This window comes from Acinetobacter sp. A47 (genome assembly GCF_000805455.1).
GTDB lineage: Bacteria > Pseudomonadota > Gammaproteobacteria > Pseudomonadales > Moraxellaceae > Acinetobacter.
In genome coordinates this window covers 355,044-372,797 of sequence record NZ_JSUS01000071.1, presented here as the reverse complement: position 1 = coordinate 372,797, position 17,754 = coordinate 355,044, and the positions used below count along the sequence as shown (strand labels likewise).

Annotated in this window: 16 protein-coding genes; 10 read left to right on the top strand and 6 right to left on the bottom strand. The window is 41.5% G+C overall.

Annotation, left to right across the window (positions count from 1 at the left end; genetic code table 11):
- The first annotated feature begins 70 nt into the window (after positions 1-70).
- From OC23_RS17180 to OC23_RS17160, 4 genes are all read left to right on the top strand, one after another.
- Positions 71-508 carry a pilin gene (locus tag OC23_RS17180; protein ID WP_413772410.1) on the top strand — a complete coding sequence of 146 codons (438 nt, stop codon included), beginning with the start codon at positions 71-73 and terminating at the stop codon, positions 506-508.
- Positions 509-702: 194 nt separating this feature from the next.
- Positions 703-1,152 carry a pilin gene (locus OC23_RS17170; protein WP_005238387.1) on the top strand — a complete coding sequence of 150 codons (450 nt, stop codon included), beginning with the start codon at positions 703-705 and terminating at the stop codon, positions 1,150-1,152.
- 48 nt (positions 1,153-1,200) lie between these two features.
- Positions 1,201-2,853 (top strand): PglL family O-oligosaccharyltransferase, encoded by a 1,653-nt coding sequence (locus OC23_RS17165; protein WP_038346197.1) that lies wholly within the window; start codon positions 1,201-1,203, stop codon positions 2,851-2,853.
- Positions 2,854-3,200: 347 nt separating this feature from the next.
- Positions 3,201-4,841 (top strand): PglL family O-oligosaccharyltransferase, encoded by a 1,641-nt coding sequence (locus tag OC23_RS17160; protein ID WP_038346196.1) that lies wholly within the window; start codon positions 3,201-3,203, stop codon positions 4,839-4,841.
- 63 nt (positions 4,842-4,904) lie between these two features.
- Here the strand turns inward: OC23_RS17160 and bfr are convergent, their stop codons facing one another.
- From bfr to gmk, 6 genes are all read right to left on the bottom strand, one after another.
- Complete coding sequence (gene bfr / locus OC23_RS17155; RefSeq protein WP_038346195.1) at positions 4,905-5,369, bottom strand: heteropolymeric bacterioferritin subunit Bfr; 465 nt, start codon at positions 5,367-5,369, stop codon at positions 4,905-4,907.
- 270 nt (positions 5,370-5,639) lie between these two features.
- A complete protein-coding gene (locus OC23_RS17150) occupies positions 5,640-5,834 on the bottom strand; it encodes a bacterioferritin-associated ferredoxin (RefSeq protein WP_038346194.1) in 195 nt (64 codons plus the stop codon).
- A 222-nt stretch (positions 5,835-6,056) separates the two neighbouring features.
- The gene (locus OC23_RS17145; RefSeq protein ID WP_004657462.1) at positions 6,057-6,437 is read right to left on the bottom strand and encodes a RidA family protein; all 381 of its coding nucleotides are present in this window, start codon (positions 6,435-6,437) and stop codon (positions 6,057-6,059) included.
- A gap of 162 nt (positions 6,438-6,599) precedes the next feature.
- Positions 6,600-8,717, bottom strand: coding sequence for a RelA/SpoT family protein (locus OC23_RS17140; RefSeq protein ID WP_038346193.1), 2,118 nt, complete (start codon positions 8,715-8,717; stop codon positions 6,600-6,602).
- A 329-nt stretch (positions 8,718-9,046) separates the two neighbouring features.
- Positions 9,047-9,325: a DNA-directed RNA polymerase subunit omega gene (gene rpoZ, locus OC23_RS17135; protein ID WP_004657467.1), complete on the bottom strand. Its 279-nt coding sequence runs from the start codon at positions 9,323-9,325 to the stop codon at positions 9,047-9,049.
- Positions 9,326-9,394: 69 nt separating this feature from the next.
- The gene (gene gmk, locus OC23_RS17130; protein ID WP_038346192.1) at positions 9,395-10,018 is read right to left on the bottom strand and encodes a guanylate kinase; all 624 of its coding nucleotides are present in this window, start codon (positions 10,016-10,018) and stop codon (positions 9,395-9,397) included.
- 103 nt (positions 10,019-10,121) lie between these two features.
- On the opposite strand from gmk, the gene ispH reads away from it, so the two are divergent.
- The 6 genes from ispH to OC23_RS17100 all read left to right on the top strand — a co-directional run bounded on the left by ispH (position 10,122) and on the right by OC23_RS17100 (position 17,753).
- Positions 10,122-11,072, top strand: a complete 951-nt coding sequence (ispH, locus tag OC23_RS17125) for a 4-hydroxy-3-methylbut-2-enyl diphosphate reductase (RefSeq protein WP_038346191.1) — start codon at positions 10,122-10,124, stop codon at positions 11,070-11,072.
- Positions 11,073-11,212: 140 nt separating this feature from the next.
- Positions 11,213-11,695: a Tfp pilus assembly protein FimT/FimU gene (locus OC23_RS17120; protein WP_038346190.1), complete on the top strand. Its 483-nt coding sequence runs from the start codon at positions 11,213-11,215 to the stop codon at positions 11,693-11,695.
- A complete protein-coding gene (gene pilV, locus OC23_RS17115) occupies positions 11,695-12,198 on the top strand; it encodes a type IV pilus modification protein PilV (protein ID WP_171194820.1) in 504 nt (167 codons plus the stop codon). The genes OC23_RS17120 and pilV overlap by 1 nt, the downstream gene beginning before the upstream one ends.
- 1 nt (position 12,199) lies before the next feature.
- On the top strand, positions 12,200-13,258 hold the full coding sequence (locus OC23_RS17110) for a PilW family protein (protein ID WP_038346187.1): 1,059 nt from the start codon (positions 12,200-12,202) through the stop codon (positions 13,256-13,258).
- Positions 13,255-14,043 (top strand): pilus assembly PilX N-terminal domain-containing protein, encoded by a 789-nt coding sequence (locus tag OC23_RS17105; protein ID WP_038346186.1) that lies wholly within the window; start codon positions 13,255-13,257, stop codon positions 14,041-14,043. The genes OC23_RS17110 and OC23_RS17105 overlap by 4 nt, the downstream gene beginning before the upstream one ends.
- A 29-nt stretch (positions 14,044-14,072) precedes the next feature.
- Entirely contained in the window at positions 14,073-17,753 is a 3,681-nt protein-coding gene (locus OC23_RS17100) for a PilC/PilY family type IV pilus protein (protein ID WP_038346453.1), read from the top strand.
- The last annotated feature ends 1 nt before the right edge of the window (position 17,754 follow it).

The following is a 17,754-nucleotide window of genomic DNA, read 5'->3' as shown; positions in this document are numbered from 1 at the left end:
AAACATGCTAAATACTAAGTAGCTGAAAAAAGCTTATAAAAATATCCATTGGAGAAATGTTATGAAATCAATGCAAAAGGGTTTTACTCTTATCGAATTGATGATCGTTGTGGCGATCATTGGTATTTTGGCGGCAATTGCGATTCCTGCGTATCAGGATTACATCGTTCGTTCTAAAGTAACGGAAGGTTTAAACTTGGCATCTTCTTACAAAACAGTGATTGCTGAAAATGCGGGTAATGCTGCATCTGATTTAACTCTTGGTGTTCCTAACTTTGTTGCAACGAAAAATGTAAAATCTATTGTGGCAGCGGCAACAACTGGTGTTATTACAATTACTTATCAACCTACGGTAAAAGATGTAGTAATTACTTTAACACCAAAAGATGGTGCAGAAAATGGTAACGCAATTGCTAATAACAAAGTTCCTGTAAATCAAATTACTTGGGTTTGTGCAGTAGATAGTGCGGCTAATTCTAAATACGTTCCTGCAAATTGCCGTATCTAATTTATTTTTAGAATGAAAATGCCAGCTTTTATAGCTGGCATTTTTATAAGTAATATTAAGTTCATAAAGTGACGAAAAAGGTCTTTTTGTGCCTTGGAAGTATTTTTTAATATATAAAAATTATAAAAAACATATATTTGTAATTTGGCATGATTCTTGTTTATTAAAGTAATGATAAATGGGAGAATGAACAAATGGAAGCTGCAAAAGGTTTTACACTAATTGAATTAATTATAGTAGTTGCGATTATTGGTATCTTGGCTATTATAGCAATTCCAGCATATCAGGACTATATGATACGTGCTAAAGTAACAGAAGGGCTGAATTTAGCGTTTCCTTATAAAACAATAGTTGTAGAAAATGCGAGCAATGGTGCATCTAATTTAACATTAGGGATTCCTAGTTTCTTTACGGCAACTACAAATGTTACAAGTATTACACCTAATATTAATAATGGAGAAATAGTGATTACTTATACTGCAAAGGTGAAAAATATAAAACTAAAGTTAACACCATATGATGGAGCAGAAAATAGTATACCTATATCAGCTGGAACAGTTGCACAGAATCAAATAACTTGGGTTTGTTCGGTTGATGATCTTACAAATAATGCTAGATACGTACCTGCAAATTGTCGTAATTAATTTTAAATTTTGAGATATAATAAGCATAGATTTAAATATAACTTTTTTATGTTAGTTTTTGAAAAATGGAATTTTAATAGAATGTATATATCATATCGCCCATTGATTACAATTTCATTCTTATTTTTTACCTTGTCGATCTTAAATCCTGTACATGCTTTACCTTTGGTGGGCTTTTTTTCAGAATTTTTTTGTTTTATAGGTTGCCTGACTTTGCTTCCATTTTTATTTAAAATAAAAATAGAAGTTCCTAGAATTATTCTTCCATTATTTTTAATTTTACTTATTCCATTAATTCAATTTTCTTTGGGTTATGTTTTTTTCTTTTTTAATGCTTTTTTTTCTTTTATATACTTATTATTCTTTTTATTAATGATTGTATTGGGGTATAATTTAAAAATAAATAATATAATAGATATTAAACTTTTTTTAGCTGCATTTTTCTTAAGTATTAGTATACTTTCAAGTTTTTTTGCAATTATACAGTGGTTGGGTCTATCTAAGGATTCTGGATTTATTATGAATTTGGTAGGTTCTAGACCCTATGCAAATATGGCTCAACCAAACCATTTGGCAACTTTTTTATGTACGGGTCTTTTTTCTTGTTGGCATTTTTTTGAAAATAAGAAGATCGGTAAGGGTCTTTTTTATGTTCTATGTTCTATTTTTTATTTTTCAATTGCATTAACACAGTCGAGAACGGCATGGTTAATTATTTTATTTTCTTCGATTTTTTTGTTTCTCATAAATAAAAAATATAATATGAGGATTTCGAAAATAAATCTATTGGCAGGAGGTACTTTTTTTGTTTTATGTATTTTTATTTTGCCCTTAATAAACGAATTTATTGGCCAATATTTTAATATAATAGATACTGGTTCAATAGTGGAAAGAGTATCCAGTGGTTATGAAAGGTTTAAAATTTGGAATCAAATTTTTCATGCAATTTTACAGAAACCTTGGTTTGGATATGGATGGAATCAGACGACAGCTGCACAATTTGAAGTTATTGATCAATTTCCTGGAAAAGAGTGGGCGACAAGCTCGCATAACTTAATATTAGATATATTGGTTTGGTGTGGTATACCATTAGGTTTTTTAATTTCTAGTTATTTTGTCTATTTATATGTTAGGGCTTATTTTAGTATAGAAGGTGTTGGAGATATTTTTTTATTTTTGGTTGTGTCATCAGTGTTGATCCATAGTTTTTTAGAATTCCCTCTGTATTTTTCATATTTTTTAATGCCAATTGGTTTGATTTTTGGTGTTTTATTAAAAAGTGAAAATAAATTTATATTTTTAAATCAAATTTTAATCGTATTTATATTCTTTAGTAGTTTTTTTTTAGGGGCTGTAATTTTTAAGGAATATTTGAAAATAGAAGATAATTTATTTTCAGGCCGTTTACATGCTATGGGTGATTTAAGAGATGAGGTTAAATTACCCTATCATTTATACTTTTTTGATTTTTTTGATGATCGTGCTAAATGGCTAGCATTATACCCTAAAATGAAAGTTTCTCCAGAGAAACTAATGTTAGGAGAAAAGATGGTAAAAACTTACCTCAAACCCTATGATATTCATAAATACGCACAATTACTAGCATTTAATGGCTACAAGGATGAGGCAGATAGACAATTAAAAATTTTAAATATTCTGTATGGGATTGATGTTTCATATAATGACTTACTGGAAAAATAAAAATTATAAGAATGATTTTATTTATTAACTATTACTAAATTTATTAGTGTGGATGCAAAAAGGAATTTTTTTTATTTGAATATGATTCTTTAGGTTTTGAATGGTTTCTCCATGCGATTTAGCGTGGTTAGTATTTCGTCTAGTGTGTTATCCTAAAGTCATAGCTTTTGTTCTTTGGGAAGCAAATGCTGTTGATATGACCGTTCTCATTAACAAAGAAACAGGCGAAGTGGTGAAGATTGTCGACTTACGTCCGTGGAAGTAAATTGTAGTTTTTATCTTATATTTGATTTGTCGGTTAAGGCTTAGCGATATAATCTCCTAAGCCTTTTTTACATGTACAAAGTATGCAATTTATATGCTTTTTTCTGGCCGGCATTTTGATCAGTTTTGCCTGGCTCTCCCCGTTCCATACCTATCCCTGGGTGACTTTTTCTGGTGATCTGGCCGCTTTTGGCGCCGCTTTGGCGTTACTGGCGATTTTCCTCAATAAAAAAATTCAGGTTGCCCGTCCTCAGCTTTTAATAGCTCCGGTAATCATTGTCCCTTTGATTCAGTGGGGTTTTGGGCTGGTCAATGATTTCAGTGTCGCTCTTTTAAGCTCGGTTTATGTATTTGCCTTCTGGTTCATGATTGTGCTGGGCTTTAACCTATCTCTCAAGCCTGAAAACCGTGAACTGATCATGCGTGAGTTTTCCAAGCTGGTGCTGGGTGTTTCCATCATTTGTAGTGTGATGGCAATTCTACAATGGTGTGGGCTTGGAGGAGTAATGAATGGGGTCATGCAACTAAAAGGGGATCGCCCTTATGCCAATTTTGGTCAGCCCAACCATTTGGCGACCTTTCTGATTATGGGCTTGCTGGGCGCATTATATCTTTATGAAAAAAACAGGATATCTGCTTGGTATCTCGTTCCTGCCAGTTTGCTGATTTTATTTAGCATTGCCTTAAGCCAGTCCAGAACTCCGTGGGTGGTCTGTCTCTTTGTCCTGTTTTACTGGGGCTATAAACAATACAGGCAGCAACCGCGTTTCAAGTTTCCTCTATTATTGTGCTGGTGTGCAGGCTTTTTTATCCTTGCTGCTTGGGGTTTACCTGCCATTGAAGGCCTTATTCAAACCTTATCCGGTTCAGAGCTGGTACAAACCAACAGCTTGGTAGAACGCGCCAGCTCAGGCTATCTGCGTTTTGAAATCTGGACACAAATGTTGTTGGCATTGCAGCAACAACCATGGTTTGGCTATGGCTGGAATCAGACCAGTATTGCCCAGATAAGCGTTTTTAATTTGCACCCTAATCTTGAATGGGTAATCAGTGCCCACAATGTGCTTCTAGATATTCTGGTATGGAATGGCTTACCTTTAGGTGGCCTGATCATTGCTTATATGGCCGCCTGGTTGTTCTGGCTAGACCGAAATGCCAAGGACACCACCTCTGTCATTGCCATTTTAATGGTATCTGCAATCCTGATACATGCCATGCTGGAGTTTCCGCAACGTTATGCCTATTTCTTGCTGCCCATGGGCTTCTTGCTGGGACTAATTCAGGCACAAACGCCAAATCTGAAAGGCATCACCTTATATAAAAATGTGATTCGTTTGATCTGGTTGCTTGCTGTGGTGATGATGTTACTGGTCTGGAGAGATTACAAGCTGTTTCAGCAGCATAGTCGGCAGATCTTTAAAAAACAGCAGCCCACCACTGAAATTTTGGGAAGTTCTAGAATTTTACTGTTGAGCCAGTTTCAGCAACGCCTTGACTGGATTGCATTGCAACCTCAAACCTTAATGTCTGATGCTGATCTCAAGCAGATTGATGCCATGGTCAGGAATAAAGCGACGCCGTATAACCTGAAAAAATATGCGCAATTACTCGCTTATAATCATAAGATGAGTGAGGCCGAGCAACAGCTCTTTTTATTGCAAAGTCTGTATCAGCAAAAGCTGAGTCTGGCGGAAGTTATCGAACTGAATAATCGCACAAAATAAAAAAAGCCCTATATAGGGCTTTTTTTAGGGTTAAAGCCAGAAAAATTGTGGCTTTAAATCTGTTTAGAGTTGGCTTTGAATATAATTTTCAATGCCGACATTTTCAACCAGATCAAGTTGTGTATCGAGCCAGTCCCAATATTCTTCTTCTTTCTCTAAAATTTCCTGTACCAGGTCACGGGTCACATAATCCTGCTGGATTTCAGCAAGTTCAACGGCTTGCTTGAGCGCTTCAATATTCTCTTTAACCTTGCGAATATCGCAATTTAAGACTTCTTCGGTATGCTGGCCAATATAGAGTTTGCCCAGATGCTGTAAATTCGGTAAGCCTTCCAGAAACAGGATACGCTCAATGATTTTATCCGCATGTTTCATCTGGCGGATTGATTCTTTATATTCAGCCGAACCCAATTGCTCAATGCCCCAGTCATTAAACATACGGGAGTGTAAGAAATATTGATTGATGGCAGTTAAATGGTGGTAAAGCACCTGATTCAGTTGATTGATAACTTCACGATTGCCTTTCATTGCGTTTACTCCAAAAACACCACATGTCGATGCCCTAGTCGATAAGGCAATTTATATTATATTAATCAACAAATAATATTCTGGCGAGTAATTTATAGAACGGCAAATGAAAATCACAATCATAAGAAATGCTACAGGCACTTTAGGATCTGATTGGAAGGGGGGAGAGTATCCATAAAAAAACCGCTGGATGAGGAACTTTTGGGGTTCTGCAAGAAGCGGTGGAGTCGTAACAGATCAGTTGAATCGAGAAATAATATTTAAAATAGATCAGGCTGCAATCGAGATGCGTGCTGCAATTTCGGCAAGCTCTTCGCTGATGATTGCACGTGCTTCAGGAGCACAACGACCACAACATGTACCCAGGTCGAGTAGCTCACGGATTTCACGATAGCTCTCAGCGCCGTTTGCAACAGCATCCTTGATATCCTGATCTGTAATTCCACGACATAAACAGACATACATGGGAGTGATCCACAAATATAAATGCGATAATTGATATTATTGATAATTGTTATCGTTTGTCAATGAATTTCATTCTGATGTCGGGGCTAAATCTATTGGGAATTTGAATAAAAAAATACCACTTGAGCGGAAATCTGAGTGCTGGTCAGCATTCTACGCAAGTGGTATCCATCATCTGGACTTTAAATTTATTTTAGCTATTTGAATTTGATTAAGAAAATATTACGGGATGATCACAATGCCATCCATTTCAACTAAAGCACCTTTTGGCAGGCTAGCTACACCCAATGCTGCACGTGCAGGATAAGGTTGTGCAAAATATTCGCCCATGATCTGGTTCACCAGTTGAAAATGCGACAGGTCAGTCAAAAAGATATTCAGTTTGGCAATATCTGCCAGACTACCGCCCGCCGCAGTACATACCGCCTTCAGGTTGTCGAATACACGGCGGATTTGCGCTTCAATGCCTTCTACAAGTTCCATACTGTACGGATCTAAACCGATCTGGCCTGAAAGATAGAGCGTATTGCCAACAAGAATTGCCTGAGAATATGTTCCGATAGCAGCAGGGGCGTGTTCAGTATGAATAACTTGACGTGACATTAAGCTCTCCTAAGTCATATGGTCTATCTTAAACAATGAGACTTTAACACAAAAGTGCCACTACGAAAGCGCTGAATACTGTGAAGTCGCGATCGTTTGCTGCTATTGCTGAGTTTTATGGTACCGCTGGCTTTAAATGAGGGCTGCACATCCGGATATAGCCTAATTGGCGTTTGCGACCTTGGCGACTTCAGGTTGTACGATAGGCATGTTCAGGCGTTCGATACGCGGGAAACCAAAATGCATGCGCAGGTCACGAATGATCTGGGCAATCTGGTTACGGTTGCTGACCACAATATTGACATAGGTTTTCTGCTCTTGGGAATGAACCATCTCTACCCCTGTTTTGGCCTTACGGCATTGATAGATCAGGTCTGAGATCTGTTCATCGTTCATTTCCATATGAATGCACAGGTAGGCACTGAAACGGACATCATCGATTTCTTCAGATTGCCAGTTTAATGGCATGATATTTTCCGGATGCAGATGCTGCTCATGCAACAAGTTACGGCAACGTGAACGATGCACAATCAGGCCGCGTCGCGATAAATGTCCCTGGATTGGATCGCCCAATACCGGATTACAGCAATGGGCATATTTTACATCAACGCCTTCTGTCCCGACGATCAGGCGGTCAGAGGCTTCCCGACGCTGAGAATGATAGTCTTGTGAAAATAAATGATTGGCGACCAGCTGGGGCAGTAAATCACCAACCGCGATCTGTTCAAACAGGGTGTCTTTACTGCTTAAATGTCGCCATTCCAGTACATTAACCCAGTCTGTTGGCGATAGGTCATTGATGGAACGGTGGAACAGTTTTAAGGCACGGTTCAGCGCCTGTTGTCCAACCAGACGCTGTTCATCAATATCCTGATCTCGCAGGATATTCTGCAAGGCACGGCGCGCTTTCTGGGTATTGATGAAGCTGAGCCAGTCCGGATTGGGTGTGGCCAGCACATCGGTAATAATCTCGACGACCTGTCCGCTATGCAGCGGCGTAGACAAAGGACGGATTTCGCCATCTACTTTTGCTCCGACCGCGTGGTTGCCCAGAAACAGGCTGGCGGAGTAGGCAAAATCCACCACAGTGGCGCCTTGAGGTAACTCATGTAACTGTCCATGAGGGGTATAGACCCAGATTTTTTCCTGATGCAAGTAATCGAGGAGATCGCTAAATGTGGTTTTCGCACAGCTGCTATCGATCAGCGTATTCAGGTTTTGCATTGATGCCTGAATGGCTGAACGGCAGGCTTGCGGCGCATTTTCGCCCAGTACCACACCGAAACGGGCAGCTTTACGCATCAGTTCTGTTTGAATGGTCAGGGACAGCGTGGTTTTTTCGCCTTTCAGCTTGATCATTAAGGACTGGTTACCGCCAGGTAATGGGCGCCGGATATGGTCGTTATATTGAAGAACCTGAAAATTATCCTTGAGGGCCTCAACCAGACGGTCACAGTCTGCAATGCTTTGCAGGATAATTTCAAAGGCATGGCTATGGCTTAGCTCATTCAGGTCAATTTCATTTTTGACAAAGTGCCGGAGTAATTCGATATTGTTGTTTTTCTTTTTAATGCGGCCTGCCAAATGAAGCTGTTTTAGCAGATCGGTCAGTTTTTGTTCCCAGATGGCCTGATATTCACAACGTTTTGGCTTGGTTTCCAACAGGGCGGTTTGCACATCATTGAACATATCCAGGTCAAGGTTCTGATAGCAGAGATGCTCAAGGTTATCTGCCATCTCGTTCATACCGACCAGACGGGCCATCGGCACAAAAATATCAAAGGTTTCCTGAGCGATACGGGCACGTTTATCAGGACGAAGGGCGCCCAGCGTAGTCATGTTGTGATAGCGGTCAGCCAGTTTAATAATAATGACACGCGGGTCTTGTAGAGTCGCCTGTAAAATTTTCCGGAAGGATGCGGCTTTGTTATATTCTTTATCGCTGGAATGGCTAAGTTTGGTGACACCATCGACCAGTTCGGCCACAATCGGGCCGTATTTCTGGCCGATTTCATCTTTGGTGTATTCGGTATCTTCAATCACGTCATGTAACAGGGCTGCCATCAGTGTATCGGCGTCCAGACGCATGTGCGCGAGGATACAACTGACCGCAATCGGGTGTAATACGTACGGTTCACCGCTTTTACGGGTAATACCGCTATGGGCTAAATCGGCAAAATCGCAGGCCGCAAGCACACGTTGAACGTCACTATCCTTAAGATAGGCTTCAATGATCACTTTGAGCTGTTGCTTGGCTTGGCTGACCTCTTCGCCTGGCATATAACACCTTTTATAACCTAAATTCAGTAAAGATATATCTGTTGAAACTTCAACGAGGAAGGGCACCATGATCTAGGGCTTTGGGGCGAAGCCCGCTTCCATCAATCAGGTCTAATGGCTTTATCCTGCGTTTAAATGCAGGCCTTACCAAATATTGCGCCTATCTCCTAATGAAAAGCAAATTGAGAAACTTGTCAATTTGTTCAGTATAAAAACTCGTAAATTTTTTCAATGAAGAATATTGTTTTTACCAATATTGTCCTGAAATTTTCAACAAACAAAAAAGCCCAGTGTCTTCACAATGGGCTTTTCCGCAAAGCAAATCCGACTTAGAAAGTGAAACCTTCTAAATTTAATGAATTTGTAGACAATACCATATCAAGGTTTGATGTCTGGTAGTCCTGGTCGCGTTGTTTTAAAATTTCTTTGGTGACATGACCGACTGCGATTTCGCGTAATGCAACCACTGTTGGTTTGTCATTATCCCACTCTACAGTTGGTTCCATACCTTGACGTGCTAACTGACGTGCACGTTTACTCGCTACCAGTACCAACTCGAAGCGGTTATCTACATGGTCTAAACAATCTTCAACGGTTACACGTGCCATAAGTTGTCTCGTTTGAACATCACATTTGAAAGACTAAATAGTATAAAAGGCTTTTATACAAGACTCAAGTTATTCGCGATTAAGGGTAATCAAGTTTTCAATTAATTGCTGATGACGATGGCTTTGTTGTGAGGTCACCAGACGGTTGGCCGTGATGATGGCTTCCAGATCATGCACGGCCTTGTTGAAGTCATCATTGATAATGACATAGTCGAAACTGGCAAAGTGGCGCATGTCTTCCACTGCGCAGCTTAGACGGTGCTCGATCACATCGACTGAATCTGTACCCCGGTTCGACAGGCGCTGTCTTAAGTCGTACTGGGTTGGTGGAAGAATAAAAATCTGTTTCGATTCAGGAAAAAGACGGCGAACCTGTTCAGCGCCCTGCCAGTCAATTTCAAGTAAAACATCATGGCCCTGGGCAAGCTGTTCTTTTACTTTCGCCTGGGAGGTGCCATAGTAGTTACCGAATACTTCTGCATATTCGATAAAACCGCCTTCCTGGACTTGTGCTAAAAAGCTTTCTTTGCTGGTAAAATGATAGTGAACACCGTCAAGTTCACCAGGTCGTTGACCGCGTGTAGTGTGTGAGACAGAAACGTGCAGGTTGCTGACTCGATCGAGTAGGGCTTTGACCAGAGATGTTTTGCCTGTTCCTGAGGCAGCAGAAACGACAAACAAGAGACCCGACATGATATTTTTCCCGAATATGATAAAATATCTTGGCTATTGTAGTGTAGCGTGCCATTAAACGAAATAGTCTGGCGTAAATATTCAGTTGATGAGAGAGGATGTTATGGAAATCGTGTTGGCCAATCCACGAGGCTTTTGTGCTGGTGTTGACCGTGCTATAGCAATCGTCAATCGGGCGCTGGAGTGTTTTAACCCGCCTATTTATGTCCGCCATGAAGTGGTACATAACAAGTTTGTGGTGGATGACCTGCGCCAGCGTGGGGCGGTTTTTGTAGATGAACTGGATCAGGTTCCTGATGATTCGATTGTCATCTTTAGTGCGCATGGAGTATCGAAGGCAGTACAGCAAGAAGCCGAGCGCCGTGGCTTAAAAGTATTTGATGCCACCTGCCCGCTGGTCACCAAGGTCCATATTGAAGTTACCAAATACGCACGTGAAGGAACCGAAGCCATCCTGATTGGTCATGAAGGTCATCCTGAGGTTGAGGGGACTATGGGACAATATGACAAATCCAGAGGGGGTGCCATTTATCTGGTTGAGGATGAAGCGGATGTCGAGGCTTTGCAGGTCAACCATCCCGATAAAGTGGCATTTGTGACCCAGACGACCCTTTCAATTGATGATACGGCCAAAGTGATTGATGCCTTACGCACCAAATTTCCAAAAATCCAGGGGCCGCGTAAAGACGATATTTGCTATGCCACGCAAAACCGTCAGGATGCGGTACGTGATCTGGCTGAACAGTGTGATGTGGTGCTGGTGGTCGGTTCGCCAAATTCATCCAATTCAAACCGTTTACGCGAACTGGCAGAGCGCATGGGGAAATCGGCTTATCTGGTTGATAATGCCGACCAGCTGCAAAAAGACTGGTTTAATGCAGACAGTAAAATCGGGGTGACGGCGGGTGCCTCTGCACCCGAGATTTTAATCAAACAGGTGATTCAGCGTTTACAAGATTGGGGTGCAACACCACCAAAAGAACTACAGGGACGTGAGGAAAATATCACTTTTAGTCTACCAAAAGAGTTGCGTATACAGGTGATACAGGCCTAATTTTATTAGAAAAATGTGAACTGGAAACGGATGGATGACACTCCATCCGTTTTTTTTTGGTGCTCATCTGCTTTGTATTGGTTCTGTAAAAATAAAAATTAAGATAGAGTAGTGAATTTTTAAAATTAGGTGCTGGGGAAATGGGGAAAACTCGGGGATTCACCTTAATTGAATTGATGGTGACGATTGCGGTGCTGGCGGTGATTGCGATGATGGCCGCGCCCGTATTTAACAATATGATGCTTGCCCAGAACTTTAATAAAAGTACACAAGAATTGATTCTGACTTTAAATCAGGCAAGAGCAAAAGCAGTACTGGAAAGAAGAGAAGTAGAAGTTTTATTAAAACCCAACTCTACATCTGGTTCAGTTGCAAATACCAGTACGCGCATGAACTGGATGCCAGCAGGAAAAGCCATTTTAAAATCGGGGGCTACAACTTCTGTTTATTTTAATCTGGCGGGTGGGGTATGTGCTTTAGATGGTAATACCCCAGCAAGGTGTCTTCCTGTCAATGCTGATACACGTATTGAAATCTGTAACAAGAGTTCTGGCGATAAGTCAAAAATAGTCAGTATTTCACGTATGGGAACCATTCAGCAGTTAACAGAGGGGACATGTTGATGAGTCGATTAATTGATCAGCGTGGTATCGGCCTTGTTGAAATCCTGGTTGCCTTATTGGTACTTGCCATTGGTGTTCTCGGCTTTGTGACTTTGCAATATCGTTCACTAGAGGCTAGTGCAGAGAGTACTTCCCGTGTACAGGCCGTAACACTTGCTCGAGACCTGGCTGAACGGATCCGGGTTAACCGTAATTCATTTAGCGTTTATCAGGCAGAGTTATCTGATCCTGTAAAACAGAAGACCGCGGCTAAAACGTGTATAGGCGCTACAGTCTGTACGGATAAAGAGCTGGCCGACTTTGATATTGCCCAGGTCTCTGCCAGAGCTGCTTCTTTAGGTATGAGCATCAATATTATGGGGTGTCAAAATACCAATAACCGTCAATGTATATATGTTGCCTGGGGAGATTCTAGTGCAACCGACGGTACAGGTACCGGGGATTGTACCAATGGAAGTGCATATAACCCGGTCTCAACCTGCATCATTATGGAGACCTACTAATATGATAAAACAAACAGGTTTCACATTAATTGAACTGATGCTTTCTTTGACACTGGGGCTGATTATTACAGCTGCAGCGATCCTGTTATTTTTAGCCGGTCAGAAAAGCTTATCCATGCAACAGGGAGTGGCTGATATACAGGATAATGCCAACTTTGGTCTGAATTATTTAACGCAAGATATCCGTTTAGCCAATCTCAATAACCCTAATGCAGTGATTAATGATCAGACTGCTTATGGTGGAGTGGTACTGAGCTCTTCAGCAAATGCCCAGAAGGATGCCCAGGGCACACTGTTAAGTAATATTTACTGGCAAGTTAGCGGCAGTAATGTCGCTGCCAAGTTCCTGTCTGGAAGCAGTTTGGCTCCTGCCAATGTTCAGCTCTCTGGTGTTGATATTTTAAGTGATCAATTGGTGATCCAGTATATACCGCAATATGTACTCAATCCGGCAGGGACAATCTGGAATGGCGGATACGACTGTGAAGGAAATGCTCTGAATTTTCCGGTGACCAAGCCCGCCAAGGGAGGGGAGTTTGGGCAGCAAGTTGTGGTTCAGCGTTATTTTTTAAGGGCTGATAATAATAAAAGTGAGAATGAACCGAATCAGCCATTGGCACTGGCGTGTGATGCCGGACATTACCCCGTTGATCAGGCAAAGCCGCTCAACCCGGGAGATCCAATTCCAGCCATGGCAATTACCGGATATGGGGATGCCGGTGAAATCATTATGAAACGTGTTGATCATTTTAGAGTTTTACTCAACATTCAAGATGATAGTGTGACTGCACCGGGGGCTAGTCGTAGATATATGAGCTTTAAAGATTATATGGCTCTACCTTCTCCGCGTCCTCGTATTGTCGCAGTACAAATCGGTATATTGGCGCGCTCGGCTCAAGCTGTTAATAACGAAAACAGTATCAATGATGACCAGGTTTTTACGGTACTTGATCAAGAGATTACAGTTAAAAAACCAAAAGCTGGTAGTCCCAAATATATCAGACAGGTCGTAGCGCAAACGATTGCTTTACGTAACGTTATTGGGGAGCGTGGACAATGAGGCAGCAACAAACTGGCGCAACCTTGATTGTTGTGTTGATCTTTTTACTGGCCATTACCGTGATCGGAACACTTGCGATCCGGCAAAGTATGGTGGGACTGAATATTGCAACCAATAGCCAGGTCTCGCAGTTAGTCATGCAGAACTCGGATGCCACTTTTTTTAATATCGAAGAGGCGAGTCAACTGATTCAGAGTTTAAGTGCCAATGGAATGTTTGGTTATATCAGCGGTGCAAATGATAAGAATAAAGAGCTGGTATTTTGTTTTCGTGGTGATCAGACCAGTTTCTTTGATTTGAATCGTGCAAGTCTGATGATTTGGGAAGATGGGGCGAAGAAGCCGACTAATAACAGTCTGGGGACGGATGGTTATTGTGATGCCGTTACAACAAATGGTAACTGGTTTACCAGTGGCCGTAAGACCGTCATGACGCAGGTTGCGGTGAAGTTTTCAACAGCAACGCAGAGTTTTCCTTTTTATGGGCGTCAACGGGGAACGGATGAGAAAACCGGACAAATTGAAGCTGCGAAACGAGTCAAGGTTTTTGCTGTTTCACTTATGCCAAGTTTAACCAATGTTGATCGTTCAGAGATTAATAACTGCTTACAGGAACATATGAGTGAAGTCATTATTCCAGATGGAACGACAACGCCTGTAATTGATGAAAATGCCGTGGCAGTAAAAGATAATCCTTTGAAAAATGTTACAGAATGTCTAACCAGCTTAAATGTGCCCTTCACAACGCAAGTGAGTGAATACGACATTACGCAGAATTTCTCTTGAATGGGGAGTAAAACTAGATGAATAAAAATATGAAACAGAATCGTAAAACCACATTTTATCGTCAAAAATTACTTGCCATGAGTATTGCAGGGTTGTTTACGGGAGTGGTCAGTAGCAGTATTACTCAAGCCAGCGATATTGATATCTATCAGGAAGCCAAGTCAGGTGAGATTACCCTGATGTTTATGCTGGATATTTCGGGGAGTATGGGGGGATCTGGCTCATATGATGGTACGGGACAGGAACGTATCGCCCGTTTAAAAACGGCAATGCAAGATTTACTAAACGGGAATGCAACAAAGAAAATTACCAAACTGAGCGATGACAAGGTGATCGGTTTATCTACCCTTGGTGCTTATCAGAATGGTAGGGCCTATGATACGGGTGCTGTTTTAGTCCCTGCGCGCCGCTTGGATGCCGTGATTGGAACCAAAACCCAACGTCAGATTTTATCTGAAAAAATTAATGGATTAAGCGCTAGCACATGGACGCCGACATCACGTTCTTACGCAGAAACTGCGGCATATTTACTTGGACAGACCACTGCTTCAAGATATCGCACAGTTTCCGATATGCCATATTATCGCAGTTATGAAGCATATTCTTATTATTACGGTTGGCAAACTTTTGTACAGCAATGTACATCGTGGAACTCAAGCTATTCGAGTTGTAATACATGGAAAACTGTATCAGATTCAGTGCCTTCAGGTAACTCGATAACTGAAAAGGCATGTTATATTTCTGGTTCTTACCGGAACCAGGCCTGTTATGATTATTCTGGTGTGATTAGTATTGCCAATAATAATACGGGCTTCCCCTACTCCGCGACTGATACAAAAAATACAGATAAAACCTTATATCAAATTCCTTCTTCTTTGACCCAAAATGATGAAATTAAGAAATGTAGTGGGCAAGGGATCTATGTCTTAACAGATGGTGATCCAACACGGGATATTGATTCCCTGCCATTAATACAAGGGGCTTTAGGAGACAAAGGGACTGATTTCACCTGTACAACGAGCGGAACCAATGATGCAACCAATAGTTATGATTGTTTGAATAAACTGGCGTTAACACTGCTTGATCCAAGCAAGAACCCATCCGGTCTAAAATTCAAAACAGCGGTGGTCGGTTTTGGGAGTAGCTTTAATAATGTTGCCTCTTATGACAAAACCAAAACCCAGCAACAGAATATTGATGCTTTAGGAAGCATTAATACCAATGTAAAGAGAGCAGCTTATTGGGGGATTATTGGCGAAGGTGGCTGGTATTCGGGGAACAGCTCTCAAGATGTGGTCGATAGTGTAAATGCTTTTCTGGGCGAGTTAGGCACCGACATTCCTGCAGTCACGACGGGTTCACCTACTATTCCTAAAGATAGCTTGAACCCTGCTGTATTACAAAAACAGGCTTATTTTCCCCAGTTTCAACCGACACCTGATAAGCCGTATCAACTCTGGGCGGGTAACCTGAAAAAATACAATGTTATTGGCGGCATTTTAAAAGATAAAAGCGGTAATAGAATTACGGATACTACCGGAAGAATCGTTGATAACTATGACCTGTGGTCTAAGCTGGTAAGCTCTGAACAGGCGATTAAGGATGCAGATGAAAATACACCCGGCAGTAATAAGTTTGCCCTAAAAGGAGGTGCATGGTCTCAGCTGAAATTAAAAATCGCTGCGGGTGAAGCGACAGAAAACCGTAAGTTATTGACTAACCGTGTTGCCAGTGGGTCAGGAACGTCTACAACATTTATCACGGGTTCAAGTTTACGACGTGTGACAAGTGCCGATCTCACAGATACAACTTATCGAAATGATGCAAATCGTGGTTATCTGATGCTACTGTTGGGCTACGCCGTTGATCCGGCCAGACCCGATACGATTACAACTACATCTCTTAGCACTGCACCTGAGTTACGCCAGATTGGTGCAGTGATGCATTCATCGCCACTGTTGGTTACCAATAAAGGCAAGGTGACTTATACCAAGGGGGTGGTCGGTTCAGAAAACCGTGAAGATTATGTCCTGTTTGGTACAACCCAAGGCTTATTACATGTTGTGGATGCCAAAACAGGAGAGGAGAAATTCTCTTTTGTTCCTAATGAAATGATTGAAAACCAAAAAGAAGCCTTCCAGAAATATGATACGACAACACGTGGTATGGCGAATCTTTATTATGGGATTGATGGACCTTGGACGGCTTATACGGAGTATGTGATTGATGCTTCTGGTAACTTGACTGTCGGTTCTGGCAAAGGCATCAATCAGCAAGGGAAGCAAATTGTTTATGGTGGTTTACGCATGGGGGGACGAAGCTATTATGCTTTAGATCTTCAAAATATAAACGATCCTAAATTGAAGTTTCATATTTCCCCGGCAGAAGGAAAAGTCTATAACAATACTAATCCAACAGGTAAGGCATATTCTGAACTGGCAAAAATGGGGCAGAGCTGGTCAAAACCGACAATTGCCTGGGTAAATTGGGCTGGCAAGCGCAAACGCGTGATGTTCGTGGGAGGAGGATATGACGCTGGTGGAACCGATGGCAATGCCAATAATGGTGGTTATGAAAGTGATACCTATAATCAAACCAACCAGATTGGAGGTGGCGTCTATATGTTTGATGCTGATGATGGTACGCCGTTGTGGTGGGCCAGTGCCAATGCCACCAATACGACAACTGGGGTAATTGGTCTAAAGTCGGATGACTTGAAATATAGTGTAGTCAGCCAGATCCGTACCGAAGACCGTGATGGCGATGGTCTGGCAGATCACCTTTATTTTGGTGATTTAGGTGGGCAATTATTCCGTATTGACCTGGATAATAAAGCCAGTACAAATGCAAGTTTTGCCAAAGCACCGCGTTTATTGTTGAATTTACATAAAGCCTCAGGCACAACAGGTACCAGTCCCCGTTTCTATGAGATGCCAGCGTTCTCGATTTATGATTATGCAGGAACCACTTTTGCAGTCGTTTCAATTGGTAGCGGAAACAGAAGTATGCCGTTAAAGGACTATACGGTGGGTACCACAGGATATGATTATGATGCTGTGTATAATGTTTATGACAAAGATGTAGCAGCCCGTGATTTATATAATTCCGGTTATAGTTATACAACGACAACAGTGACGACAGCAGATCTGGACAATGGTAATTTAGGTGAAGTTAAAGCAAGCAATCGAAATGACAATACAACATTGGTTGCTCCATACAGCAAAAAGGGATGGTTTTATCGGTTCCAGTCCAATAAGTTGCAAAGTGCTAAAGTTTTTGCCACACCGATTGCGTTAAATAATCGTTTATTTGTCTCGACGTTTGATGGAAGTAAACCGGGTTTGTCGGGGGATTGTGGTGCTGGTGTCAAAGGCGAGAGTTTCTTAAACCAGTTCTGTATGCCTTACGGACAATGTAACCAGACAGTTGGAGATCCTCCTATTCCTTGTAGTACGGGGGATGGCTGTTCATTAGGCGCAGGCATTCAGTACACTGCTATTGTGGATGATACTGCTGATTGTGATCCGACCAAACAAGTATGCGGTGGTGGGGGCGGAAACGGTGGACCTGGGCCAGGAGATGGAAAAAACAATAAAAATTACTGTGTTTCAACCGGTAACCGTGGCGCGATGACAAATAATGGCGTTATCTCGGCAGGCAGTAGTAAAATGTGCCTGATTCCTCAGCGCTGGTATGAACGTTCAAGGTAGG